Origin of the sequence: Streptomyces sp. NPDC048718 (assembly GCF_043198875.1) — a bacterium.
In the GTDB taxonomy this organism is placed as follows: Bacteria; Actinomycetota; Actinomycetes; order Streptomycetales; family Streptomycetaceae; genus Streptomyces.
In genome coordinates this window covers 211,616-236,378 of the sequence record NZ_JBICVG010000010.1, presented here as the reverse complement: position 1 = coordinate 236,378, position 24,763 = coordinate 211,616, and the positions used below count along the sequence as shown (strand labels likewise).

At 72.6% G+C, this 24,763-nt stretch carries 21 protein-coding genes, 4 tRNA genes and 1 other RNA gene; 12 read left to right on the top strand and 14 right to left on the bottom strand.

All coding sequences use genetic code 11. The annotated features are described in order from the left end of the window. Nucleotides 1-316: 316 nt before the first annotated feature. From purL to purS, 3 genes are read right to left on the bottom strand one after another with little or no spacing between them, the layout of a single operon-like run. Complete coding sequence (purL, locus tag ACGFRB_RS21070; RefSeq protein WP_363003319.1) at nt 317-2,566, bottom strand: phosphoribosylformylglycinamidine synthase subunit PurL; 2,250 nt, start codon at nt 2,564-2,566, stop codon at nt 317-319. Further along, nucleotides 2,566-3,246: a phosphoribosylformylglycinamidine synthase subunit PurQ gene (gene purQ / locus ACGFRB_RS21065; protein ID WP_393244869.1), complete on the bottom strand. Its 681-nt coding sequence runs from the start codon at nt 3,244-3,246 to the stop codon at nt 2,566-2,568. The genes purL and purQ overlap by 1 nt, the downstream gene beginning before the upstream one ends. Continuing rightward, entirely contained in the window at nt 3,243-3,488 is a 246-nt protein-coding gene (gene purS, locus ACGFRB_RS21060) for a phosphoribosylformylglycinamidine synthase subunit PurS (protein WP_250921286.1), read from the bottom strand. Before purS ends, purQ begins: the two co-directional genes overlap by 4 nt. Nucleotides 3,489-3,815: 327 nt before the next feature. Between purS and ACGFRB_RS21055 the strand changes: the two genes are divergently transcribed. The 4 genes from ACGFRB_RS21055 (at nt 3,816) to ACGFRB_RS21040 (ending at nt 4,991) form a co-directional block, all read left to right on the top strand. Next, nucleotides 3,816-4,169, top strand: coding sequence for an Lsr2 family protein (locus ACGFRB_RS21055; RefSeq protein ID WP_393244867.1), 354 nt, complete (start codon nt 3,816-3,818; stop codon nt 4,167-4,169). Between the two features lie 332 nt (nt 4,170-4,501). Further along, nucleotides 4,502-4,573 (top strand) — tRNA-Gly (locus ACGFRB_RS21050). Nucleotides 4,574-4,654: 81 nt separating this feature from the next. After that, a tRNA-Gly gene (locus tag ACGFRB_RS21045) sits at nt 4,655-4,727 on the top strand. Nucleotides 4,728-4,915: 188 nt separating this feature from the next. Next, nucleotides 4,916-4,991 (top strand) — tRNA-Gly (locus tag ACGFRB_RS21040). Nucleotides 4,992-5,139: 148 nt separating this feature from the next. Here ACGFRB_RS21040 and ACGFRB_RS21035 read toward each other — a convergent pair. The 6 genes from ACGFRB_RS21035 to ffs form a co-directional block, all read right to left on the bottom strand. Further along, on the bottom strand, nt 5,140-6,057 hold the full coding sequence (locus ACGFRB_RS21035; protein WP_363003326.1) for a phosphoribosylaminoimidazolesuccinocarboxamide synthase: 918 nt from the start codon (nt 6,055-6,057) through the stop codon (nt 5,140-5,142). A 212-nt stretch (nt 6,058-6,269) separates the two neighbouring features. After that, complete coding sequence (locus ACGFRB_RS21030; RefSeq protein ID WP_393244865.1) at nt 6,270-7,730, bottom strand: N,N-dimethylformamidase beta subunit family domain-containing protein; 1,461 nt, start codon at nt 7,728-7,730, stop codon at nt 6,270-6,272. 175 nt (nt 7,731-7,905) lie between these two features. Next, on the bottom strand, nt 7,906-9,894 hold the full coding sequence (locus ACGFRB_RS21025) for a hypothetical protein (protein WP_393244863.1): 1,989 nt from the start codon (nt 9,892-9,894) through the stop codon (nt 7,906-7,908). 352 nt (nt 9,895-10,246) lie between these two features. Then, nucleotides 10,247-11,497, bottom strand: a complete 1,251-nt coding sequence (gene purD, locus ACGFRB_RS21020) for a phosphoribosylamine--glycine ligase (protein WP_363003331.1) — start codon at nt 11,495-11,497, stop codon at nt 10,247-10,249. A gap of 61 nt (nt 11,498-11,558) precedes the next feature. Then, nucleotides 11,559-13,796, bottom strand: coding sequence for a DNA polymerase III subunit gamma and tau (locus ACGFRB_RS21015; protein WP_393244939.1), 2,238 nt, complete (start codon nt 13,794-13,796; stop codon nt 11,559-11,561). A 317-nt stretch (nt 13,797-14,113) separates the two neighbouring features. Then, an RNA gene (gene ffs / locus ACGFRB_RS21010) (signal recognition particle sRNA small type) lies at nt 14,114-14,212 on the bottom strand. 130 nt (nt 14,213-14,342) lie between these two features. Between ffs and ACGFRB_RS21005 the strand changes: the two genes are divergently transcribed. From ACGFRB_RS21005 to ACGFRB_RS20995, 3 genes are all read left to right on the top strand, one after another. Then, nucleotides 14,343-14,430: transfer RNA gene (locus ACGFRB_RS21005), tRNA-Ser, on the top strand. Nucleotides 14,431-14,975: 545 nt separating this feature from the next. Next, nucleotides 14,976-15,596, top strand: a complete 621-nt coding sequence (locus tag ACGFRB_RS21000) for a hypothetical protein (protein ID WP_393244861.1) — start codon at nt 14,976-14,978, stop codon at nt 15,594-15,596. A gap of 421 nt (nt 15,597-16,017) precedes the next feature. Beyond that, on the top strand, nt 16,018-16,848 hold the full coding sequence (locus ACGFRB_RS20995) for a class I SAM-dependent methyltransferase (protein ID WP_393244859.1): 831 nt from the start codon (nt 16,018-16,020) through the stop codon (nt 16,846-16,848). A gap of 73 nt (nt 16,849-16,921) precedes the next feature. Here the strand turns inward: ACGFRB_RS20995 and ACGFRB_RS20990 are convergent, their stop codons facing one another. The 3 genes from ACGFRB_RS20990 to ACGFRB_RS20980 form a co-directional block, all read right to left on the bottom strand. Then, nucleotides 16,922-17,443 (bottom strand): YfbM family protein, encoded by a 522-nt coding sequence (locus tag ACGFRB_RS20990; RefSeq protein ID WP_393244857.1) that lies wholly within the window; start codon nt 17,441-17,443, stop codon nt 16,922-16,924. A 401-nt stretch (nt 17,444-17,844) separates the two neighbouring features. Further along, on the bottom strand, nt 17,845-18,726 hold the full coding sequence (locus ACGFRB_RS20985) for a GNAT family N-acetyltransferase (protein ID WP_363003358.1): 882 nt from the start codon (nt 18,724-18,726) through the stop codon (nt 17,845-17,847). 197 nt (nt 18,727-18,923) lie between these two features. Next, nucleotides 18,924-19,241 carry a hypothetical protein gene (locus ACGFRB_RS20980; RefSeq protein WP_361227520.1) on the bottom strand — a complete coding sequence of 106 codons (318 nt, stop codon included), beginning with the start codon at nt 19,239-19,241 and terminating at the stop codon, nt 18,924-18,926. A gap of 230 nt (nt 19,242-19,471) precedes the next feature. On the opposite strand from ACGFRB_RS20980, the gene ACGFRB_RS20975 reads away from it, so the two are divergent. The 4 genes from ACGFRB_RS20975 to ACGFRB_RS20960 all read left to right on the top strand — a co-directional run bounded on the left by ACGFRB_RS20975 (nt 19,472) and on the right by ACGFRB_RS20960 (nt 22,724). After that, nucleotides 19,472-19,675 (top strand): DUF4287 domain-containing protein, encoded by a 204-nt coding sequence (locus ACGFRB_RS20975; protein WP_363003360.1) that lies wholly within the window; start codon nt 19,472-19,474, stop codon nt 19,673-19,675. Nucleotides 19,676-19,757: 82 nt separating this feature from the next. Next, a complete protein-coding gene (locus ACGFRB_RS20970; RefSeq protein WP_393244855.1) occupies nt 19,758-20,669 on the top strand; it encodes an alpha/beta fold hydrolase in 912 nt (303 codons plus the stop codon). A gap of 9 nt (nt 20,670-20,678) precedes the next feature. Then, entirely contained in the window at nt 20,679-21,977 is a 1,299-nt protein-coding gene (locus ACGFRB_RS20965; RefSeq protein ID WP_393244853.1) for a winged helix DNA-binding domain-containing protein, read from the top strand. Nucleotides 21,978-22,298: 321 nt separating this feature from the next. Beyond that, nucleotides 22,299-22,724 carry a YciI family protein gene (locus tag ACGFRB_RS20960; protein WP_363003366.1) on the top strand — a complete coding sequence of 142 codons (426 nt, stop codon included), beginning with the start codon at nt 22,299-22,301 and terminating at the stop codon, nt 22,722-22,724. 171 nt (nt 22,725-22,895) lie between these two features. On the opposite strand, the gene ACGFRB_RS20955 is transcribed toward ACGFRB_RS20960, so the two are convergent. Next, entirely contained in the window at nt 22,896-23,489 is a 594-nt protein-coding gene (locus ACGFRB_RS20955) for a rhodanese-like domain-containing protein (protein ID WP_393244851.1), read from the bottom strand. A gap of 81 nt (nt 23,490-23,570) precedes the next feature. Between ACGFRB_RS20955 and ACGFRB_RS20950 the strand changes: the two genes are divergently transcribed. Further along, the gene (locus ACGFRB_RS20950) at nt 23,571-23,858 is read left to right on the top strand and encodes a metal-sensitive transcriptional regulator (protein ID WP_361227505.1); all 288 of its coding nucleotides are present in this window, start codon (nt 23,571-23,573) and stop codon (nt 23,856-23,858) included. Nucleotides 23,859-24,012: 154 nt separating this feature from the next. Here ACGFRB_RS20950 and ACGFRB_RS20945 read toward each other — a convergent pair whose 3' ends face one another. After that, on the bottom strand, nt 24,013-24,747 hold the full coding sequence (locus tag ACGFRB_RS20945) for a sulfite exporter TauE/SafE family protein (RefSeq protein ID WP_361227502.1): 735 nt from the start codon (nt 24,745-24,747) through the stop codon (nt 24,013-24,015). Nucleotides 24,748-24,763 lie beyond the last annotated feature (16 nt).

Below are 24,763 nucleotides of genomic sequence, written 5' to 3'. Positions count from 1 at the left end.
AGGGCCTGTCTTTCGGATCTTGCCGGGCTCGCGGGGTCCGGCACGCACTCCCCCGTGGCCCTTCGGGCACGGGAGGTGCCCCCACCGCGTTGTCTCCCTCCTCCGCCTTGCGATCGCTGCTCGGCATCCGAAGGGGAAATCAAGAGCCGAGACGGAGCGAGCGAAGCGAGTGCAGTGCACCGAACCCCGCTCCCTGATCCGGCCTGATCCAAAAGACAGGCCCTGACCGCAGAAGGCTTCCGTACACGGCGAAACCCCCGCCCCGGAGGGGGCAGGGGTCTCGCTTCACACGCTTCGTACGGACCAGAGGGACCGATCAGGCCAGCAGGGCCGGGATCGTCGCCTCGTGGATGGTGCGCAGCTCCTCCAGGGAGACGCTGAACTCGCCCTGTACGTCGACCGTGTCACCGTCGACGACACCGATCCGGGTCGCCGGCAGACCTCGCGCACCGCACATGTCGGTGAAGCGGAGCTCCTCGCTGCGCGGCACGGACACGATCGCGCGGCCGGCCGACTCGCTGAAGAGGAAGGTGAAGGCGTCCAGGGACTCGGGCACGACCAGACGCGCGCCGTTCCCGCCGCGCAGGCAGGACTCGACGACCGCCTGCACGAGACCGCCGTCGGACAGGTCGTGCGCCGCGTCGATCATGCCGTCGCGGGAGGCCGAGATCAGGATCTCGCCGAGCAGCTTCTCCCGGTCGAGGTCCACGGCCGGCGGCAGACCACCGAGGTGCTGGTGGACGACCTCGGACCAGGCCGAGCCGCCGAACTCCTCCTTGGTGTCGCCGAGGAGGTAGAGCAGCTGCCCTTCCTCCGCGAAGGCGACGGGGGTACGGCGGTTGACGTCGTCGATCACACCGAGGACCGCCACGACGGGCGTCGGGTGGATCGCGGCGTCGCCGGTCTGGTTGTACAGCGACACATTGCCGCCGGTGACCGGGGTGCCCAGGGTGAAGCAGGCGTCCGCGAGACCGCGGGTGGCCTCGGCGAACTGCCACATCACGGCCGGGTCCTCGGGCGAACCGAAGTTCAGGCAGTCGGACACGGCCAGCGGCTTGGCACCGGTCGCGGCGACGTTGCGGTACGCCTCCGCGAGCGCGAGCTGCGCACCCGCGTACGGGTCGAGCTTCGCGTACCGGCCGTTGCCGTCGGTCGCCATGGCCACGCCCAGGTTCGACTCCTCGTCGATCCGGACCATGCCCGCGTCCTCCGGCTGGGCCAGCACGGTGTTGCCCTGCACGAAGCGGTCGTACTGGTCGGTGATCCACGCCTTGGAGGCCTGGTTCGGGGAGCCGACCAGCTTCAGGACCTGCTCGCGCAGCTCCGCGCCGTCCTTCGGCCGGGGCAGCTTGCCCGCGTCGTCGGCCTGGAGGGCGTCCTGCCAGCTCGGACGCTGATACGGCCGGTGGTAGACCGGGCCCTCGTGCGCGACCGTGCGCGGCGGGACGTCGACGATCTGCTCGCCGTGCCAGAAGATCTCCAGGCGCTCGCCGTCGGTCACCTCACCGATGACGGTGGCGATGACGTCCCACTTCTCGCAGATCTCCAGGAAGCGGTCGACGTGCTCGGGCTCGACGATCGCGCACATGCGCTCCTGCGACTCGCTCATGAGGATCTCCTCGGGCGAGAGCGTCGCGTCGCGCAGGTGCACCTTCTCCAGGTCGACCCGCATACCGCCGGAGCCGGCGCTCGCCAGCTCGCTCGTGGCGCAGGACAGACCGGCGCCGCCGAGGTCCTGGATGCCCGCGACCAGCTTCTCCCGGAAGATCTCCAGGGTGCACTCGATGAGGAGCTTCTCCTGGAACGGGTCGCCGACCTGGACCGCCGGGCGCTTCGTCGGCTTCGTGTCGTCGAAGGTCTCCGAGGCGAGGACGGACACGCCGCCGATGCCGTCGCCGCCCGTGCGGGCGCCGTACAGGATGACCTTGTTGCCCGGGCCGGAGGCCTTGGCGAGGTGGATGTCCTCGTGCTTCATCACGCCGATGCAGCCGGCGTTGACCAGCGGGTTGCCCTGGTAGCAGGAGTCGAAGACGACCTCGCCGCCGATGTTCGGCAGGCCGAGGCAGTTGCCGTAGCCGCCGATGCCCGCGACGACACCGGGCAGCACCCGCCGGGTGTCGGGGTGGTCGGCCGCGCCGAAGCGCAGCGGGTCGACCACGGCGACCGGGCGGGCGCCCATCGCGAGGATGTCGCGGACGATGCCGCCGACGCCGGTGGCCGCGCCCTGGTAGGGCTCGATGTAGCTGGGGTGGTTGTGCGACTCGACCTTGAAGGTGACCGCGTACCCCTGGCCGACGTCGACGACACCGGCGTTCTCGCCGATGCCGACGAGCATCGCGTCGTTCTTCGGGGCCTTCTCGCCGAACTGCTTCAGGTGGACCTTGCTGCTCTTGTACGAGCAGTGCTCGGACCACATGACGGAGTACATGGCCAGCTCGGCGCCGGTGGGACGGCGGCCCAGGATCTCGCGGACGCGCGCGTACTCGTCCTCCTTGAGGCCGAGTTCCTTCCAGGGCTGCTCGCTGTCCGGCGTCTCGGCCGCGTGCGTGACGGTATCGAGAGTCATCAGGCGTTGACCAGCTTCTTGAGGATCGAGGTGAAGAAACCGAGACCGTCGGTGCCACCGGTGCCGATCAGCGGCTCGACGGCGTGCTCGGGGTGCGGCATGAGGCCGACCACGTTGCCCGCGGCGTTGGTGACGCCCGCGATGTCGCGGAGCGAGCCGTTGGGGTTCACGTCCAGGTAGCGGAAGGCGACCCGGCCCTCGGCCTCCAGCTCGTCGAGCGTGCGCTCGTCGGCGACGTACCGGCCGTCCATGTTCTTGAGCGGGACGGAGATCTCCTGGCCCGGCTCGTAGTCGGAGGTCCAGGCGGTCTCCGCGTTCACCACCCGCAGCTTCTGGTCGCGGCAGATGAAGTGCAGGTGGTTGTTGCGCAGCATCGCGCCCGGCAGCAGGTGGGCCTCGGTGAGGACCTGGAAGCCGTTGCAGATGCCGAGGACCGGCATGCCGGCCTTGGCCTGCTCGATGATCGTCTCCATCACCGGCGAGAAGCGGGAGATGGCTCCGGCCCGCAGGTAGTCGCCGTAGGAGAAACCGCCGGCCAGGACCACGGCGTCGACCTGCTTGAGGTCCTTGTCGCGGTGCCAGAGCGACACGGGCTCGGCGCCCGCGAGGCGGGCGGCGCGCAGCGCGTCCTGGTCGTCCAGGGTTCCGGGGAACGTGACGACGCCGATGCGTGCGGTCACGACTCCACCTTCACGATGAAGTCCTCGATCACGGTGTTTGCAAGGAAGGTTTCGGCCATCTCATGGATGCGGGCGAGGGCGGCGTCGTCGACCGGCCCCTCCACCTCCAGCTCGAAGCGCTTCCCCTGGCGGACGTCGGCGATCCCGTCGAATCCGAGGCGGGGCAGTGCACGCTGCACCGCCTGTCCCTGCGGGTCGAGGATCTCCGGCTTGAGCATGACGTCGACTACGACGCGTGCCACTGGCACTCCCGGTGGTGTGTTGCGTGGGCGGTTCCCTCAGCGTACCTGCCTCCAAATTCTACGCGGGTAGAAAACTGGAGGATCCTATAAAGGGACCTCGCGCCACACCCTGCACAACACGGTCCCGAATTCAAGAAGAATATCGCCGGAGGGCCGGGACACGCGGAAACAATTGCTTGGGCTTCCCCCTGCCGCACCATGCGCTGTACAAAGGAATCCAGAGGAACACACTATTGCCCTCGGGGGACCGCTGTATCGACATCGCCGCACGTCAGCGCGGCAAGGGTGCGATACGGCAGGGCTATCCGCAGGAAAGGACCGATATCCGTGGCACAGCGTGTGGTGGTCACTCTCTCCGACGACATCGACGGCGGAGAGGCGGCGGAAACGGTCGCGTTCGGCCTGGACGGGAAGATGTACGAGATCGACCTGAATCCCGCCAATGCAGAGAAACTGCGCACGGCCCTGGCCCCCTACCTGGCGGCCGGCCGCAAGGTGGGCGCCCGCTCCGGGGCCCGGTCCGGGAAGGCCGCGGGACCCGCCAAGGGCGAGTACACCTACAGCTCCCTGGCCCCCGCCCCGGCGGCCGTCCGCGCCTGGGCCCAGTCCAACAAGATGGACGTACCGGCCCGCGGACGGATCCCGAAGCGGGTGTACGAGGCGTTCCAGGCCGCGAGCTGAGGACGGCGGTCGGGCGGGCGGGGCGCGGGGTGAGCGGGCGTGCGGGCGGTTGACGGGCCGAGAGGCCGGCAGGCTGAACGGCCGGCAGGCCGGATGGCGGACCCGGCGATGGACGAGGCGGCCAGGCTTGGTGCGGATCACGGCCGGACCGCGATCCGGCCGCCCGCCGACCCGTCGGCCCTCGCACCAAGGAGCGTCGGCGCCTCTCCCGCCTGCCCCGATCCCCGTCCCGGACGGGGGCGGACCCTCGATTTGCCAACCACCCCCCATGATCCGCTAGAGTTTGGATCACGCCGAGGGGCAAGGCCGAAAAGCCAAGTCCCAAGCAGCGTGCGGGTGTAGTTCAGTAGCAGAACAGCCCCCTTCCAGGGGGAAGGCGCAGTGTGCGATCCCTGTCACCCGCTCTGCATAGCTTGACCGAAGCACTCCGGTGCATCAGGTAGAGTAGTGCTCGCACCGACCGGTGAAAGCCGATCGGGAGCAATGCGGACGTGGCTCAGTTGGTAGAGCATCACCTTGCCAAGGTGAGGGTCGCGAGTTCGAATCTCGTCGTCCGCTCAGGGAGCGAAAGCCCCGGTTCTCAGGAACCGGGGCTTTCGTCGTTTCTCTCCCCGTTCCGCCTTCCCCTCCCTCCATCTTTCCCCAGCTCCGAGGCCGCGGTGGCGGGTGTCACGCCCCTGCGGGCCAGGAACCATGGCACGACCCCTGTCCGGCTTGTGTATAGTTAGCAGCGCGCTACGGCGCATGCGGACGTGGCTCAGTTGGTAGAGCATCACCTTGCCAAGGTGAGGGTCGCGAGTTCGAATCTCGTCGTCCGCTCCATGAAGAAGCCCCCGGTCGAATCGACCGGGGGCTTTCTCGTTGTCCCGTGCCACAGGCCGCGGGCCGGGTCCGGGGCGGTGGACAGCCACCGCCCCGGACCCATCGCCTCAGGCGCGCTGGGCCCCGGACCTCACGACCACCACCTGGCTCACGACCACCTGGCGCCGGTGAGCAGCTCGTACGCCTCCACATACTTCGCGCGGGTCGCGTCCACGACCTCCTGCGGCAGCGCCGGCGGCGGCTGCTCGCTCGTCCGGTCCCAGCCGGAGGCCGGCGAGGTCAGCCAGTCACGCACGTACTGCTTGTCGTACGAGGGCTGGGCGCGGCCCGGCTGCCACTGGTCGGCCGGCCAGAAGCGGGAGGAGTCCGGGGTGAGGACCTCGTCGGCGAGGACCAGCTGCCCCGGCTCGCCCTCACCGGTGCGCGCGAAGCCGAACTCGAACTTCGTGTCCGCCAGGATGATCCCGCGCTCGCGGGCGATGTCCCGGGCCCGGGAGTAGACGGCGAGGGTCGACTGGCGCAGCAGCGCGGCGGTCTCGGCGCCGACCTGGTGGGCGACCTTCTCGTAGGAGACGTTCTCGTCGTGGTCGCCGACGGCCGCCTTGGTCGCCGGGGTGAAGATCGGCGCGGGCAGCTCGGAGCCGTCCGACAGGCCCTCGGGCAGGGCGAGGCCGCAGACGGTGCGGGACACCTTGTACTCGGCGAGCCCGGAGCCGGTCAGATAGCCGCGGGCCACGCACTCGACCGGGACCATGTCCAGGGACTTGCAGATCAGGGTGCGACCCGCCCAGTCGGCGGGGGCGCCGGCCGGCAGCTCGGTCGACAGGACGTGGTTCGGGGCCAGGTCGGAGAGCCGGTCGAACCACCAGAGGGAGAGCCGGGTGAGGACCCGGCCCTTGTCCGGGATCTCGGTGGGCAGCACCCAGTCGAACGCGGACATGCGATCGCTCGCCACCATGACGAGATCGCCCGCCTCGTCGCGGTACAGGTCGCGGACCTTGCCCGTGTGGAGATGGGTCAGGCCCGGAACCTGAAGGGGTTCGGGCTTTTCTACGAATCCGGACACGGTTCCTCCGCGTAGGTTGATCCAGGAGCGGGTCCGATTGTCTCGTACGCGGGCACCGATCCGACCGCCGGGCCCAGGGCCGGACTCGGGGTGGGACCCCAGGCCGGACTCGGGGCCGCACTCGGGGCGGGCGGGCGCATGGGCCGGGACAACGCCTGGTCAGGCGTCGGCCGGGCCTCGGGGCGGCTTCCCGGCCTCCCGGCTCCCGTCCCTCAGTCCCGCTTGCAGATGCGGTCCAGGAGGTTGGCGGTCGCGCGCTGGATACGGGAGTCCACATGGCCCGGCCGGTCGAGCGCCGGGGACCAGGCGAAGGTGCCCGAGGCGAAGACCCAGGCGCCCGACGGGGCCCGGTACAGGCTCGTCTCCTGGTGGCGCTTCACCCCGTCGCCGTCCCGGTAGGGCGAGTGCGCGAGCAGGATGCGGCTCTCGTGCTCGGGCAGCGGGGTGCGCGGGTAGTAGCGGTCGGCCTCGCCCGCGACCAGGCCCGGGATCTCGTCACCCTCGCCCGCGCCGGTGGCCTCCCAGAGCCAGTGGTCCGCGTTGCGTACGACCAGCGGATGCGGTTCGGGGACCCGGCCCGCGTACTGGATGCCGAGCAACTCCTGCTCGGGCCGGTCCACTTCGCGCCAGAGCACCGGACGGCCGGGACCCCGGCGTTTGCGGCAGGTCAGCAGCCGGTCCGGGGCGCCGGACGGCGAAGGGCCCAGCTCCACCTGCCAGTACATGGTGTTGGCGGACAGGAAGACGAGCGACGTGCCCTGGTCGCGGGCCAGTTCGACGGCCCGGCGCATGGGCACCGACCAGTACTCGTCGTGCCCGGGGAAGACCAGGCCCCGATAGCGGCTGGGGTCGATCCGGCCCGCGTGCAGATCGCGGGTCTCGGCATAGGCCAGGTCGTAGCCGTAGCGCTCGGCCCAGCGGATGAAGTCGTAGGCGTGGCCCACGTGCAGAGGCAGACCCGCGCCCGCGTACGGCCGGTCGAAGGAGACGGTCACCGCCGCCTCCTCCTCGCCGAGCAGCCGGCCGTCCTCGTCCCACGCGTGGTAGAGGCTGGCGCCGCTGTGGCCGTCCTCCGGGTACAGGTTGTACGCCTGCCAGGTCACGTCCGGCAGGACGAGCAGCAGGTCCGCCGGGTTGGCGTCGCGGACGGTGAAGGGGATGTGGGAGCGGTAGCCGCCGGCGGTGGTGAGCACGGCGACATAGGCGCCGATCTGCCAGTGCGGCGGGACCTGGAGCCGCCAGGACTGCCACCAGTGGTGGCAGGAGACGGTGCGGTCGACGGCCAGCGGGGCCGGCTGGACGATGCCGGCGATCCGGGGGCTGGTGCTGATCTTGAAGGCGCCGTCGCCGCTGTAGTGGCCGATCCGGTAGATGTCGACCAGGAACTGCTGGGGCGGGTCCACCGTGACGTGGAAGTCGATCACCTCGCCGGGCGCGACCGCGCCGTTGGAGGCGAAACCCTTGATCTGGCCGTGCATGTCGTCGGCGGTACGGGGGTTGCCCGCGCCGCCCCGGGCCAGAATCTCGTCCGCGTACCAGGGCACCAACTGGCCGGTGTCGTCGAAGTAGTTGTCCGAACCGCGCAGCCAGGGCAGCGGGCCCTGAGCGAAGGGATCGGACACGGCGTGGAAAAGCGCTCCCGACTCCCACCGCCTGATCTGCTCCGCACCCATGTCGCGCCCCTCCCTCGGCCCCCCGGTCGGCCGGCCGCTGCCCGCGGTCCGTCTCCGCCGTTGTCCGTGTCGGCAACCAGCACATCACATAACGCATGCGATCCGTCACGGTTCGCAGTGAATAGTTGAGGGGAGAACCCAACATTCCGCCCGGTGGGGTTCGGCCGGATTTCGCTCAGCCCAGCCGGACCGGCTTCTCGGCGCGGACTCCGGTCCTGGTCAGCCAGGTGCGCAGCGGTTCGGGGTCGCCGTCCTCGACGAGAGCGAGCACCGCGGTGGCCAGATCTGTACAGCGTTCGCCCCGGACGAACAGGGCCGGGCCGTCGAGCCAGTCGAGGCCGGGGACCGCGTCCGTGGTATCGACGGCGGCGCAGCACACCATGGCCGTGACGTGATCGGCCAGCAGATCCCGGCCACTGCGGGGCGGCTGGAGCGGGAACAGCGGGCCGGGGCCGTCGAACCCCTCCACCGCCTGTGTCACCGGGCGGCCGCGCTCCTCGCGGGCGGCCTGCGCGGTGAGCGCGGCCGCGAGCGCGTCGGCGGCGGGTGTGGGTGTGGGTGTGGTGGTGCCGGGGTCTTCGAGGTCCGGGTCTTCGAGGGCTGGGGCTTCGGGGCTCGGGTGTTCGAGGGCGGGGTGTTCGAGGGCCGGCTCCCGGTGACGACCATCGGCACCGCCGGGCACCGTGAGGTGGGCGATGATCCGGGCCAGGGTGGGCGGCGCGTCGGGCCCGGCGGCCGGTACCGGGGCCGGGGCGGGACCGGCCGGGGCGGGACCGGCCGAGGCGGGCACGGGGGTGGCCGGGGCGGCGGCGACACTGTCGAGGACCCGGTGGAGGCGGGCCGCGTCGGCGCGCCACGTACGGTCGACGACCTCCTCCGCGTACGCGCCCCACTCCACCGGCGCCCACTCCGCCCCCGGCCCCGCCGGCGCGCCGTGGAAGAGCCGGGCGGCGAGCAGCGAGGTCGCCTCGTCGACCGCGCCCGGCTCCTCCAGGAGGTCGCAGGCGGGCCGTTCGCCGAGGCGCGAGGTGAAGCCCGCGGCGAGCCGGTCGCGGCGGGACAGTTCGGTGAGCGCCGAGACCACGCCCGCGTCGAGCCGGGCGGGCCAGCGGCCCATCCGCCAGGCGGGCAGCGCGACCCGGGTCAGCAGCCGGTCCCAGCCCGCGTAGGCGAGGCCGACCTGTTCCTGGGCGACGATCCGTACCCCGTAGTCGACGGCCTGCGCGCGCTCCGAGCCGGCCGCGGCGACCCCGCGCTCCATCTCGGCGGCGTGGCCCCGGCAGCCCAGGAGCAGGGTCCTGGCCAGCCGGCCGACCCCGAGGGCGCCAAGGCGGCGGACCGGGTCGAGTCCGGGGGTACGGGGGACGGCCACCGCCGCGTCCAGGCCGCGGACGAAGCGCCGGGCGGCCGCTATGTCGGGGTGCGCGGCCGGGCCCGTACCGGCGACGACGGGGGCGAGGACGGCGCGCAGCTCGCCGACCCGCATCCACCAGAGGAAGGGCGAGCCGATGACGAGAACCGGCGCGGCACCGGCGCGGCGGTTCTCGTGCGCCCGGTGCGAGCGGTCCTCCAGCCAGCTGTCGCAGTCCGGGGTGAGGGCTATCGCGGAGGGCGGCGGGACCTCAAGGCGGTCGGCGAGGTCCCGTACCAGCCGGTAGAGGTCGGGGGCCGCGCTCTCCGACAGTTCCACCGTCGGTGTCACGGCCGGCCGGGAACGCGCCACGACCAGGGCGACGGCCGTCGCCACGAGCAGGACCAGGACGGCGAGGGCGGTCGTCACCCAGCGGGCGGTGTCCCAGCCGGGGCCGGTGAAGTGGCCGGTGAGGCCGCCCGCGTGCAGGACGGCGGCGACGGCGGCGGGGAGTACGGCGAGACCGAGGGCCCGGCCGCGGACGCGGAGTACGGCGAGGGCGCGGGCGCGGGCGGCGCGGGCTCCGAGCTCGTCGCCGTCCGCGTAGCCGGGGCCGGGGCCGCTGCCCGGGCCGGGACGCGCACCGTCCGTGCCGTTCGCGCGCTTCGAAGCGTTCGCGCCGCTCTCACGGCTTTCGCCGCTCGCGCTGTTCCCGCGGTTGGCGCTGTTGCTGCTGTGGCTGCTGTGCCTGCCGTTGCTGCCGTTGCTGCCGTTGCTGCCGTTGCTGCCGTTGCTGCCGGACACGCCGTACATCACCCCCTCCTGTCCTCGTCGGGACTGCCCGTGGCGGTGTTGCTCACTCCCCCACTGTGGCACCCGGCACCGACACCGCAATGTCGGTGGGCCAAGTGCCGGAGCAGGCCGCCGAACGCCTGCGCCGCACCCTAGTTGGGGCGTCGGCGGGCGTCATCCGGATGGGCAAGCCGTCACTCGATGGAATGGCTTTGGGTAAAGGTGATGACGGCGGCGCGGTCGTACGGTTCACTGTGCGACCGCGCCCGAGGGGCCCCGGCGTACCCCGGATCGTGCCCCGGCCGTACTCCGGGGAACAGGCCGGACCACAGCCGGGGACGGCCCGCGGCGGGGACCGCGGGCGGGCGGAGGGTCAGCCCTGGGCGGCCTTCCGCGCGATGTCCGTGCGGTGCTGGGAGCCGTCAAGACGGATTCGGCCGACCGCCGCGTACGCCCGCTCGCGGGCCTCGGTCAGGTCCGAACCGGTGGCGGTGACCGACAGGACCCGGCCGCCCGCGCTGACGACGGCGTCGCCGTCCCGCTTCGTCCCGGCGTGCAGCACGTACGCGTGCGGGGCGTCGTGCTCCGCGACCTCGGCCAAGCCCTCGATCGGGTCACCGGTGCGCGGGGTGTCCGGGTAGTTGTGGGAGGCGACCACGACGGTGACGGCCGCGTCGTCGCTCCAGCGCAGCGGCTCCTGGTCGGCGAGCGTGCCGTTGGCGGCGTTCAGCAGAACGCCGGCCAGGGGGGTCCGCAGCCGGGCCAGCACGACCTGGGTCTCGGGGTCGCCGAAGCGGGCGTTGAACTCGATGACCCGGACGCCTCGGCTGGTGATCGCGAGCCCCGCGTACAGCAGGCCCGAGAACGGGGTGCCGCGGCGGCGCAGCTCGTCGACGGTGGGCTGCAGGACGGTCGCGAGGACCTCGTCGACCAGCTCCGGGTCGGCCCACGGCAGCGGCGAGTAGGCGCCCATGCCGCCGGTGTTCGGGCCCTCGTCGCCGTCGAGCGCGCGCTTGAAGTCCTGCGCGGGGCGCAGCGGGAGGACGGTGGTGCCGTCGGTGATGGCGAAGAGGGAGACCTCGGGGCCGTCCAGGAACTCCTCGATCACCACGCGCTCGCAGGACAGCGCGTGCGCCCGGGCCGTGGCGAGGTCCGAGGTCACGACGACGCCCTTGCCGGCCGCCAGACCGTCGTCCTTGACGACGTACGGGGCGCCGAAGGCGTCCAGCGCCTCGTCGATCTCCGCCGGGGTGGTGCACACATAGCTGCGGGCGGTGGGCACCCCGGCGCCGGCCATGACGTCCTTGGCGAACGCCTTGGAGCCTTCCAGCTCGGCCGCCTCCCGGGAGGGGCCGAAGACCGGGATGCCGGCGGCGCGGACGGCGTCGGCGACACCGGCGACCAGCGGGGCCTCCGGGCCGACGACGACCAGGTCGGCGCCGAGACCGGTGGCGAGCGTGGCTACGGCTGTGCCGTCGAGCTGATCGACCGGGTGCAGCTCGGCGACCTCGGCGATACCGGCGTTGCCGGGCGCGCAGTGCAGAGCGGTGACGTCGGGATCGAGGGAGAGGGAGCGGCACAGGGCGTGTTCGCGGGCGCCGCCGCCGATGACGAGGACCTTCACGGCAGCCAGGGTAGCCCGCTCGGGCGTATGCCCTTTGTGCGGGTCACCGAGCGGGATCCGGCTACTCGTTCGTGTATTCCTCCAGGACCGTGGCGCCGAGCTCGCGCACGATCAGCTCGTGACCGGAGAGCGCCGAGTCGACGAGGTCCGGGTCGTCCGCCTCCGGAACGTCGTCCTCCGGTGCCACCGGCGCCGGGGCGGGGGCCTGCGGCCGGGCCGCCGACCGCGGAGCGGACGACGACGAGGAGGAGGCAGGGGACGACGATGCCGACGGGGACGACGGGGCGGAGTACGAGGAGCCGGACGCGGCGGGCGGCTGGACGGGCGCCTGCGGCTGGGCCTGGCCCTGGAAGGGCTGCGCGGGCTGGGCCGGCGCGGGGGCCGGGGCCGGCTGGTATGAGGCGGGACCGCGCGGCGGGGCGGACGGCGCGGACGGGCGTCCGCCGCCGAAGCCGCCGGCGGCGGGAGGCGGGTTGACACCGCCCGACGGGTCGATGATCGCCTCGATCTTCCAATGAACGTTGAACTGCTCGGCGAGGGCCGCCTTCAGGACGTCCTCGCTGCCGCTGCCGGAGAAGTTGTCGCGGGCACCGGCGTTGAGGAAACCGATCTGGAGGGTGGTGCCGTCGAAGCCCGCCACCTGCGCGTTCTGGGAGAGCAGGATCCAGGTGAACCGGCGGCGATTCTTGACCGCCTCCAGGATCGACGGCCACATGCTCCGCACCTGTACGGCGCCGGCGGCCGCGTCGCCCGAGGGCGCGGCGGACTGCTGGGGGGCGGCCGCGGCGGCCGGGGCCGGGGTCTGGGCGGGGGCCTGGTGCTGCTGGGGCGCGGACGCTCCGGGCCAGGCGCCGGGCGCGCCGGAACCGGGCCGGGCGGCCCCGGGCCAGGTACCCGGGCGCGGCGCTTCGGCGGCGGGGGCGGGGGCGGGGGCGGGGGCGGCTGCTGGTGCGGAGGTGGCCGGCTGGGGGGCGGGGGCGGGCGTGTACGGGGCGGCGGGCGCGGCGGGGGCCGCCGCCTGGGCCTGCGGGGGCGTGGGGGCCGGAGCGGGCGGCGGGACATGCGCCTCCGGCCCGGGCACGTACCCCATCTGCGGCGCGGCCGGCGCGGGCGTGAACACGGCGGCGGGCGGCGCGGCGGCCATGCCGCGCTCCAGCCGGTCGAGCCGCGCCTGGAGCGAGCGCTCGTCGTCGAAGGCGGCGGGCAGCAGCACGCGCGCGCAGATCAGCTCCAGCTGGAGCCGCGGCGAGGTGGCGCCGCGCATCTCGGTCAGCCCGGCGTTGACGAGGTCGGCGGCCCGGCTCAGCTCGGCGCCGCCGAACACCGACGCCTGCGCCTGCATCCGCTCGATGACATCGACGGGCGCGTCGATCAGGCCCTTCTCGGCGGCGTCCGGCACCGCGGCGAGGATCACCAGGTCGCGCAGCCGCTCCAGCAGGTCGGCGACGAACCGGCGCGGGTCGTTGCCGCCCTCGATCACCCGGTCCACGACCTCGAAGGCCGCGGCGCCGTCACCGGACGCGAACGCGTCCACGACCGAGTCGAGCAGCGAGCCGTCCGTGTAGCCGAGCAGGGACGTCGCCATGGCGTACGTCACACCGTCCTCGGTGGCGCCGGCGAGCAGCTGGTCCATGACGGACATCGAGTCACGTACCGAACCGGCTCCGGCCCGTACGACCAGGGGCAGCACCCCGTCCGCGACGGGAATGCCCTCGCGGCCGCAGACCTCGCCCAGGTAGTCCCGCAGGGTGCCGGGCGGCACGAGCCGGAAGGGGTAGTGGTGGGTACGCGAGCGGATGGTCCCGATGACCTTCTCGGGCTCCGTCGTCGCGAAGATGAACTTGAGGTGCTCCGGCGGCTCCTCGACCACCTTCAGCAGGGCGTTGAAGCCCGCCGAGGTGACCATGTGGGCCTCGTCGATGATGTAGATCTTGTACCGGCTCGACGCGGGCCCGAAGAACGCCTTCTCGCGCAGGTCACGGGCGTCGTCCACACCACCGTGCGACGCGGCGTCGATCTCGATGACGTCGATCGAGCCCGGGCCGTTGCGCGCCAGGTCCCGGCAGGACTGGCACTCGCCGCAAGGCGTGGGGGTGGGGCCCTGCTCACAGTTCAGACACCGCGCGAGGATGCGCGCGCTGGTCGTCTTTCCGCAGCCGCGCGGCCCGCTGAACAGGTACGCGTGATTGACCCGGTTGTTCCGCAGCGCCTGCTGCAGCGGGTCGGTGACATGCTCCTGCCCGATGACCTCGGCGAAGGACTCGGGGCGGTAGCGGCGGTACAGCGCGAGAGACGACACGTATACGAGGTTATAGGCGCCCGCCGACAACCCGGGAACGGCGATCGCCGGGCCGGCCGAAGCGGGGTCCTGTGACGTGCGGGGGTCCGCGTCTGCCAGGAGCTTCGCGACGGGCTTGGCCGCGCCGGGTGTCTTCGGTGCGACGGGTGCGGCGGCTGCCTCGGACGCGACGAGTACGACGGGTGCGGCGATCGTTCCGGGCGTCTTGGCGGTCTTGGCGGTCTTGGCGGTGCTGGTGGCCTTGGCAGCCCCGGCTGCCCCACCTGCCCCAAGCGCCCCAGGCACCTCCGTCGCCGCGACTGTCCGGCCGCCCCGGAAACGCAAGCGCCCCCCACGCACCCGCCAGAGCCGACCTACCCTTGCTGCCTTCCGGCCCTGGGGGAGTTCAGTCAGATAGCGCCACGTGAGGGGCTCCGCCCAGAGTACCCGATCCCCGACCCCGCCCGTCCCCCACTCCCCCGCACTCCTCCACACCCCTCCACCCCCGCTCACCTCCGAATCGATCATGGTCGCGAGCACCCTCCCCGGTCATGTAATGTTTGCCCCGGAGGATTCGCCTAGTGGCCTAGGGCGCACGCTTGGAAAGCGTGTTGGGGGCAACCCCTCACGAGTTCGAATCTCGTATCCTCCGCCAAGTGCCTCACCGGGCACTAAGTCGAAGGGCCCCGCTGCTTGCAGCGGGGCCCTTCGGCGTTGGCGGTCTCGGTTCCGGTCGCGGCTCTGGTCCCGGTTCCCGGCTACCGCCCGTTGAGGACGGACCGGCACACGTTGCAGTACATGGCCGCGTCCCGCCCGTAGCGCCGCATCAGCCGGCCGCAGTCGTATCTCCGCGCACGACCACGAGCTGACGGCCCGGCTGACCGGCCAGCCGTGGGCCCGACTCTTCCCGGCCAAAGACCCGGATGCCCTCGCCGAGACGCTGGACAAGCTCACGGCCGAGGCACCCGCCCGGCCGGGACCGACGGCGCCCACCGCACTGGACATGCACCCGGCGCCCGAGCAGGCCGCCTTCCTCACCGACACCTGCACCCGCCTCCGACACACACGGCACGCTGCCCCTCCACGAGCGCGCCTCGGACGGGCCGGCTTCCTGCGCCGCCACCCGCCCTCGCCTGCATCCGTCGAACGGGTGGTTTTTGACCTCTGTCGGCGTGTCCTCCTACGCCCCCGGGGATTCCCATGGTGGCTCAGCACGGCAGGCAGCGGCTCTTCACACCGGGAACATCTCAGCCGGAAGCCCTGCCGATGCGCCCGGAAGGTCGCCGCCTCGCGGCACCCATCGAAGGGAATGACCCCATGAAAACCGGATCCCGTGCCGTAGGTGTGGCCCTGGCAGCCGCGACGCTGCTCGCGGCGTCCGGGGCCGCCGTTCCGGCCCATGCGGCGGCGGCCCTCGTCGAGTGCGTCGGATTCAGCAACCGGCCGTCGACCGACACCATCACCGTGACCACGAGCGGCACCGCCAGCGAGTTCGTCTTCCTCTACGGATGCCGCGCACCCGGGAATTCCGAAATCACACAAGGCGGCCTCAACGGGTTCGGCACGGCGACCACGAACACGGCGGGACGGCTGGTGCTGAACATGAGAGGGACAATCGGGTGGAGCAACGGGACACAGAGCACCGTGACCTACACGCGCACCATCACCGGAACGAGCAACGTCCTCGAAGTCGGCGCCGGTAAGGTCCACAGCGGCACGTTCAACCAAGGGATCATCGCGGACACCGCGTACGGCACCCGCGCCAAGTCCGGGACCAACACGATCGTGAACCTGACCCTCCCCAGTTTCACCATCACCTGAAATCGCCGCCGACCATCCGCGCCTCGGGCCGCTGACCGCCACCGGCGCGCAACCGCCCGCGTGAGCCTCCTCCACCGGAGTCCAACCGACGCACTGCGGCCGGTCACCCCGACATCATGTCGGGGTGACCGGCCGCTTTGGCGATCACGACAGCCCGTCCGTACCAGCCGACAAGTAGCCGGAGCGACACCGGCATCCGCTCCCGCACGGCGGCCCTCGCCTGCCTCTCCCCTCCGGGCCATGCCCGGGGGCGGGCCGGCTCCTGGCGGCGGCCCTGGCCGTACTCCGGCCGTACCCCGGAACCGGCCGTTACCCGTCCGCCGCACGGGTAGTTCTCCCTGACGGAGCAGGCGGACAGGCAGACAGACGGACGCGTCGGCGCGCACGCGCGCGGGCCGGATTCTCGGGAGGTACGGCAGGCATGGTGGCGGACGGCGGTATGCGGCCCATGGTGCGGGAGACGTACGGTCCGGTCGATCTGAGCCGGGAGCCGATCTTCGCCGGAGGTTTCATCAACTTCGGCTACTGGCGGGCGATCGATCTGGAGCGCCCGGTGGGCGAGGCCGAACGGGTCCGCAGCCAGGAGGACCTCTACCGGCACGTCCTGGACACCCTGACGGCCGCCGGGCTGCCGCGGCACCCGAGGATCCTCGACGTGGGCTGCGGGCTCGGCATGGGGTGCGCGATCGCCCTGCGGGAGTACGGGCCCGTCGCGGTCACCGGCCTGGACATCCACCCCGACCAGCTGGAACGGGCGCGCCGCGCCCAGGCCGGCCTGTCCCCTGCGGAGCGGGAGCGGCTGCGGTTCGTCCAGGGGGCGGCGGAGCACATGCCCGTGGGGGATGGCGGATTCGACGCGCTCATCAGCGTCGAGGCCGCCCAGCACTTCCCCGACCTGGAGGCCTTCGCGGCGGAGACGGCGCGGGTACTGCGGCCGGGCGGCCGGGTGGCCGTCACCAGTTTCTTCACCGTGGACGACGCGCCCGGCCGGACCGAGCAGCCGGCCCGGCTGCTGGAGACGTACGCCAACGGCCTGGACATCGCCCGCCCGGTGCGGGCCCTCGCCGACGCGTTCACGGCGGCGGGACTCACGGAGGTACGGGTCGAGTCGATCGGCCCGGACGTCTGGCCGGGCTGGGACCAGTGGCTCGCCCGGTGGTGGGCCCCGGACACCTGGCCCCGCAACTTCCTGCGCGCGTACGAGGAGCGGATCCTCGACTACTACGTCGTCACGGCGACCCGCCCGGAGTAGCCCGTCGACCACCCCGCCGCCACGCCCGACCCGACTCGCCCCGCGGCCACCGCGGGGCAGGTCGGTGCCGCTGTCAGTCCACCCAGACGACGACCGCGTGGCCGTCCCGTGCGGCGGCCTCGAAGTACGTGGTCAGGCCGGCGAACCAGTCCCTGGCCCAGCCGAGGGAGGCGGAGTCCTCCCAGCCCAGCGGATAGATCTTCGCCGCCGTCAGGTCGCGCGGGTCGACTCCGTCGAGAAGCCGGTCGTACGTCAGACCGCTCAGCGCATCGGCGGCGAGACGGACCCGGTCCACCGGGAGATGGCGCGGCGGCCCGTATCCCCAGTCGCCGGCGTCGCCGAGGGGTTCTTCCCCGTGGACGACGTCGACGGGAAAGTCCACGCGCCTCAGCAGAAAGTCGAGCAGGTGCCACGCCTTGTCCGTCGAGAAATGACGAACCTCGGCCGGCGGTGGCCCGCCCTCCCCGCCCCTGGAGTCCGGGGATTCCTCGGCGTCGAGCGCGCCCTCGATGTATGCGAGCGCCCAGTCCGGGTCCTCGATCGCTCGGGCCAACTGGGCGGCTGTCACACGGAAGTACTCGCCGATCATGCTCATGGCCGCAGGCTAGGAGCGGCCACTGACATCGCCCCTTCCCGGCCCGGCAGGGGCGGTACTCCAGGCTCAGTTCGCGGTCGACAGCGTAGCTGGTGCGCGTGGCGGCGTCGGAAACCAGTTCCCAGGAGCCGTACTTGGCGTAGAGCTGGTCGGCGGGCGGGCCCAGCGGGTTGCCGTACTTGGCCGGAATCCGGAGGGGGAAGGGCGCATGGGCGCATCCTCGAAGGCCGCTCCGGGCCCCTTTACGCAGGCACCCTGGCGATCACCCTTAGGGGTGCACCCGGCTCCGGACCACCGAGCCGGGACCACCGCCTCACCGCCTCCCCGCCTCGCCACCTCCCCATCTCACCGCCTCACCGCCTCACCGTCTCACCGCCTCACAGCCTCACCGTCTCACCGCCTCACAGCGAACGCTGAAACTCGTGCGCCTCGTGAGTCGGCAGATACCCGAGACTGTCGTTGACCCGGCGCATGTACGGGTTGTTGTCAGCCGTGTCCGTGACGAGTCCGGCAAGGCCCGGCTGCCGCTCGCGGGCCCGCACGATCGAGGCCGCCTTCATCCAGCGGGCGAGACCGTGCCCGCGGTGCTCGGGCAGGACGGCCGTCCCGTAGTGCAGGCCGTCGCCGGTGCCGCTGCCCGGGGTCACCAGCTCCGTGAACCCGGCGACGGAGCCGTCCGCTTCGGCCACCGCCGCCACCGTGTGCAGCACCTCGCCGCGCCCGGCGACCGCGGCCACCGCCGCCCGTACCCGCTCGCGGTCCCAGACCACCCGGCCGTAGTCGACCGTCCCCATCGGCATGTCGTCCATGGCCCGGCGCGACGCCACGTAGCTGTCGGCCAGTTCGTCCGGCACGAGGCCCGTCCACTCCACCAGCCGGTAGCCGGGGTGCGCCCGTTCGGCGAGCGCCGTCAGCACGGGCAGGTCGGCGTCGGCCAGCGCGAGTCGGGCATATGTCAGACGCAGCGCCACACCGAACTCCCGGGCGGCGAGGAAGGCCGCCCCCGGCGATCCGGCCTCGGCCTGCGCGACCAGACTGCGCCGCCCGTCCTCGCGGGCTGCCTCGACGGCGGCGCCGAGCAGCAGCGATCCGGCGCCGTTGCGGCGTTCGGTCGGGTGGACCCGTACGTCCACCTCGGCGAGGTGCCGCTGGCCCTGCTTGGTGAGCAGGCGCAGGAACGCGTGCCCCAGCGGGGTTCCGTCGTCTCCGGTCGCCAGCCAGGCGAGGCGGTGACCGAGCGCCGTGCGTTCGGGATCGGCGAGCGGGGTGAGGCGTATCGACACGGCGACTCCGTCGTCAGGGTGGGTGATCCGGCCAAGATCGGGAAATCGAGACGTGACGGTACGCCAGCCCGACGCGGATGGCCTGCCCTTTTTCCGGGGGCAGCCGTCCCCGAATGGTCCCCCGCCGAGGGGCCGGACAGCCCTTGCCCCGTCAGCCCATGACTCATCCCTTCCGTTTTCTCTCACCGGGCGGACGGTCACTCGAAGTTGTCGCTCGCCAGCCGCAGTGCCAACTCCTGGAGGATGTGCTCGGTGTCCGGGTCCGCCCCGGCGGAGTCATGGGCGTCGGCCACCGCGTCGAACGCCACGATGAAGCCGTTGACGAGCGCGCTCAACGGCTCCGAGAGCTGGGCGAGGACGGCCATGCCGACCTCTTCGGCGCTCGCCCCCGAAGGCACCGCGAACTGCCCCGGGATCACTTCTCCCAGCAGGTCCGAGACCAGGCTCTCGTCGACCCCGCCGCGCAAGGCCGTCAGTGCGGCGATGGCCTTGAGTTTGATCTCGTTCTCGGTCACGCGCCGAGCCTAGGAGGCGGCACGGGCCGGGCACCGCAAATCCGCACGACACGCGCTTTCGGGCGGGCACATGACGGGGCGTCGACAACTCGTCGAATAAATCTTCGCCCCACCGATGAGTTTCTGATGAGGTGACGGTCTGACCTGTCGGTACGAGCACCACCGAGCACCACCGAGCACCGCTGAACACCCCCACGTCACCGCGAACGCACCCGGAAAGAGGTCCCGTCATGGCCGCCGCCACCGCCCCGAACCCCGCCAGCTACTTCCCCGCCATCGAGAAGAAGTACGGGCGCCCCGTCACCGAGTGGCTGGCGCTGATCGAAGCCTCCCCGCTGGTCAAGCACATGGAGCTGGTGAAGTGGCTGAAGACCGAGCACGGTCTGGGCCACGGTCACGCCAACGCCCTCGTCGCCCACTACCGCAACAACTAGCCGGCCCGGACGGGCCCGCGCCGGACCGGCCGCCGTCCCACCGTCCCGCCGCCCCACCGCTTCCAACACCTCGGGAGACCGCATGAACCCCAGGATCCCCAGGATCCCCGAGTCCTCCGCGCTCCCCCATTCCCCTGGGGAATGGACGGAACGCACCCTGATACGCGACGGGGTACGGCTCTCCCTCCGCGACTGGTGCCGACACCCCGACGAGGCCCCCGGGAAGCACTCCGGGCGCGCACCGCTGCTTCTCCTGCACGGGCTCGCCGGGCACGCCGGCGAGTGGGACGGGATCGCCCGCCGGCTGCGTGCCGACGGCCATCGGGTCGTCGCCTTGGACCAGCGCGGCCACGGCGTGAGCGAGCGGCGCCCTCGGGACGTGACCCGGGAGGCGTACGTCGCCGACATCCTCACCGTGATCGACCGACTCGGCTTGCACCGGCCGGTGTTGATCGGCCAGTCGTACGGTGGCCACGCCGCCCTCCTCGCCGCCGCAGCACACTCCGCCCGGCTGTCCGGGGCCGTCCTGGTCGAGGCGGGGCCCGCCGGCACCGCGCCCGGGACCGTGGCGGAGGTCGGCGACTGGCTGCGGGCCTGGCCGGTGCCGTTCCCGACGCGCGAGGCGGCGGTCGCGTACCTCGGCGGCGGACCCGTAGGGGAAGGCTGGGCGGACGGTCTGGAGGTACGGGACGACGGACTGTGGCCCCGGTTCGACCCCGAGGTCCTGGTCGCCGCGCTCGCCGAGAACTCCGGGCGCGACCGCTGGGAGGAGTGGGCCGCGATCGGCGTACCCGTCCTCGCGGTGCTCGGCCGGCGCGGGATCGTGTCCACCGAGCAGTACGGCGGGATGGCCGAGCGGCAGCCCGCGCGGCTGCACGGGGTCGGCATCCCGGACGCGGGACACGATCTGCATCTGGAGCAGCCGGGGGTATTGCACGCCGTGCTCAGGGATTTCCTCTCCGGGATCCCCTACGGGCTCCCTGACCCGCGATAGAAAACCGGCATGGGCGAACAGAGGCTGATCGGCGCCGAGGAGCGCCGGGCGCGGCTCGCGACGCGGCACCGGCTGGCCGGCGGCGCACGGGCGACGGCGGCGGAGGAGGTCGCGACGTCGCTGGTGGCGCTGCACGGCACGGATCCGGCGACGGTGTTCCTGGCGGTCGGCGCGCGGCTGGCGGACGGCGGCCCGGATCCGGTCGCGGACACCGAACGGGCGCTGTACGAGGAGCGGACGCTGGTGCGGATGCACGGCATGCGGCACACCGTCTTCGTGGTGCCCTCGGAACTCGCCGCCGCCGTGCACTCCTCCTCCGAGGCCGCGGGTGTCCGCGAACGCGCCCGGCTCGTCAAGCAGTTGGCGGAGGGCAGCGACTACGACGAGGCCTGGCTCGCCGAGACCGAACGCCTGGTCCTCGCCGAACTGGCCGCGCGCGGCGAGGCGACCGGGGCGGAACTCGGCGCTGCGGTACCGAGGTTGAGAGCGACGTACGTGTACGGGGTCGGCACCCGCCAGGAAGGGCCGCAGACCGTCGGCACCCGGGTCCTGCGGATACTCGGGATGCGGGGGCTGATCGTCCGGGGACGGCCGCAGGGCGGCTGGACGTCGAACCGGTTCCGCTGGTCGCCCGCCCCAAACGCCCCTGGCGCCGGTGTTACCGGCACCGCCCCGGCCCCCGTCCCGTCGCCCGCCGAGGCCCGCGCGGAACTCGTACGGCACTGGCTGGCCGCGTACGGACCGGCGACGGAAGCCGATCTGAAGTGGTGGACGGGGTGGACCCTGACGGATGTACGGCGGGCCCTGAGCGCGCTCGGCGCCGTACGGGTGACGCTCGGCGGGGCGCTCGGCGGGGCCGGGGGTACGGGCGCCGAGGCCGGTCGGCCGGCGCCCGGGTTCGTCCTGCCCGACGATCTCGATCCCGTCCCGTCCCCGGCCGAGCCGTGGGCGGCGCTGCTTCCGGCGCTCGATCCGACGGCGATGGGCTGGCAGGACCGGGACTGGTACCTGGACCCGGCCCATCGTCCCCCGCTCTTCGACCGGAGCGGGAACATCGGGCCGACGGTGTGGTGGAACGGCCGGATCGTGGGCGGCTGGGCGCAGCGCCCCGACGGCGAGATCGTGTGGCGGCTGCTGCCGGGTGCGGGTGGCGACGGGACCGGACGCGAACGTGACCGCGAACGTGACCGGAAGGCTCTCGTACGGGCGGTGGAGGCGGAGGCGGCGCGCCTGGCCGGCCGGCTCGGCGCGGTTCGGGTCACCCCGCGTTTCCGTACCCCGCTGGAGAAGGAACTGTCCGGCGGCTGAGCCCGGCCCCACGGCGCCCCGCCGCGCGGCCCCTACGGGGGATCCCGCCCGGGAAGACCCTGTCAGGGGCGGAGGGCAGGGGCGGGGATCAGGGGCCAGGGATCCTCTCGGGAAGCCTCTCGGGCCCCTGGACACCCCCTCGGGGAGGTCACTTCCGGCGCGTCCACCCCTTTCGGGTGGCGTCCCGCGGGGGTTCGGACCAAGCGCCGGGCGGCGGCGCCGGGCTCTGCCGTCTCCTGTGAGAGAGCCTTCCCGGCGGTCCGACGCTCCGCCGGGGTCGGGAACCGGAGCGGGAGCGGAGAACGGAAGCGGGAGAAGCTCATGAAGTACCTGGTGATGGTGCAGGGCGCCCAGGCCGACTACGACGCGATGAAGGGGCATTCCTCCGGGCACGGCCCGGCCTGGAGCGAGTCGGAGCTGCGGGCGATGTTCGCGTACATGAACGCGATCAACGACGACCTCCGGGACAGCGGCGAGCTCGTGGAGGCGCGGGGGCTCGTCGAGCCGGCCCGTACCCGGTTCGTCACGGCGGACTCCGAGGGCCGCCCCGTCGTCCAGGAGAACCCTTACGGGGCGACGATGGAGGTGATCGCCGGGTACTGGGTGCTGGACTGCGCGAGCCTGGAGCGGGTCACCGAGATCGCGGCCCGGGTCGCCCGGTGTCCGCAGCCGGCCGGCGCGCCGGACCACCCGGTGGTGATCCGCCCGGTCGACGAGGGCGAGGGAGCGGGGCCGGAGACCGGCTGACCCCCAGGGCTCTTCCCTCAGGCGCTTCCCGGCTCCCGGAGCGCCCTTCCTCGGCCCCTTCCGGGAACACCCTCCCCCGGCCCCGACGAAACACGGACCCGTACGGACCGCCCCTCACGTGGCGGCCCCTACGGGTCCGGATCGTCGGCGAGCGCCGGAGGATGTCCGGGCTCACTTACCGCCGTTGTTGAGACGGTTCAGGGTGGTGGAGAGGTCGACACCGCACGAGGTGGCGCGGTTGTAGGGGAGCTTGCCGAGCATCGCCGCCATGCCGCAGGTGTTGGTGAGCGCGGAGAAGACGAGACCACCGGCCACACCGGCCGACAGCAGCTGGAACAGCGGGTGGACCAGGACGCCGAGGAGCAGGCCCAGCAGGACGAGCGAGCCCGCGGCCAGGCGGACCTGGCGGTCCATGGCCCACGGGACGCGGACGGGGCCGCCGGCCGGGCGGTCGAGGGCGTTGCCGCGGGAGGCCCAGCCGCTGGTGCCGCCGACCAGGTCGAGGGTGGGGATGCCCTCGGCGGCGAGCTGCGCGCAGGCGTTGCGGGAGCGGTTGCCGGACTGGCAGACGACGAGCAGCTCGCCGCGCGACGCGGCCTCCTTCAGCGCGGGGAGGGCGTGCTTGAGGCGGTCGAGCGGGATGTTCATCGCGCCGGGGAGGTGACCGCCCGCGTACTCGCCGGGCGAGCGGACGTCGATGACGGTCAGCTCGTCGAGGCGGGTGCGGATCTGGTCGGCTTCGACGGTACGGGTCGTGGTGCTCATGGCAGGTGTCATCCTTGGTCTTCGACGGAACCCCGGAGCGGGGGGTAACTTACCCCCGGGGGTATCTGTGGAGGAGTGGTTGTGGAACTGGATCTCGCGGGCGCCGAGCTGAAGGCCGTACTGAACCGGCTGCGCCGGGCACAGGGGCAGATCGCCGGAGTCATCCGGATGATCGAGGAGGGTCGCGACTGCGAGGAGGTCGTGACCCAGCTGGCCGCCGCCTCCCGGGCACTGGACCGGGCCGGGTTCGCGATCATCGCGACCGGTCTCCAGCAGTGCCTCACCGACATGGAGAAGGGACAGCGCGGCGGCGAGGACCCCGACCAGATGCGGGCCAGGCTGGAGAAGCTGTTCCTCTCGCTGGCCTAGTCCGGCAGGTCCGGATCCGCGCGCGGACGCGGGGACGGGCACGTGTAGGGGTGCGGGTACGGGTACAGGTGTACGGACGGTGGTACGCGCGCCGGTACGGGTACGAGTCCCGGACGCCCGCGCGGGGCGCCGTGGCTCGCTCGGCTCGCCTCGGCTACAGGAGCAGGTCGACCAGCATCACCACCGCCACCAGGAGCAGCATCACGCCGAAGATCCGGCGCAGCTTGTCTCCGGGGATACGTTTCGCCAGCCGTCGCCCGTCCCAGGCGCCGAGCACCGCCGCACCCGTGAACGGGGCGACGACCGCCCAGTTCATGGCCGGGGCGCTGCCGGCCCGCGCGAGCAGCGCGACCAGAGCGTTGGCTCCCACGACGAAGAGGCTGGTCCCGACAGCCGGGCGCATCTTCAGGCCGACGACCTGGACGAGCGCCGGCACGGTGAGGAACCCTCCGCCGACACCGAGCACGCCGGTCACGGCACCGAGTCCGGCCCCCGCGCCCGCGACGGCCGGCGCCGGACGCCGTACCGACTCGGCCTCCGGGGCCCGGCGGACCATCCGTACCGCCGCGAAGCCGGCGACCAAGGAGAATCCCAGGGTCAGGAGTGCGTCGGGCAGCCTGCTGGAGAGCAGTCCGCCGAGCGCCGCGGGCACGACTCCGGCGGCCGCGAAGAGCGCGCCGGTGCGCCAGCGCACCTGACCGTCCCGTGCGTGTCCGTACAGTGCGGTCGCGGAGGTCGCGAGCACGATGAACAGACTCGCCGTGGCAGCGGCGGCGGGAGTGAAGCCGAGCAGGTAGATCAGCGCGGGGACGGCGAGGACACTGCCGCCTCCGCCGAGCGCGCCGAGCGAGAGCCCGACGACTGCGCCGGCCGCGAGGGCGATGAGCAAACCTGCACTCCTTCCA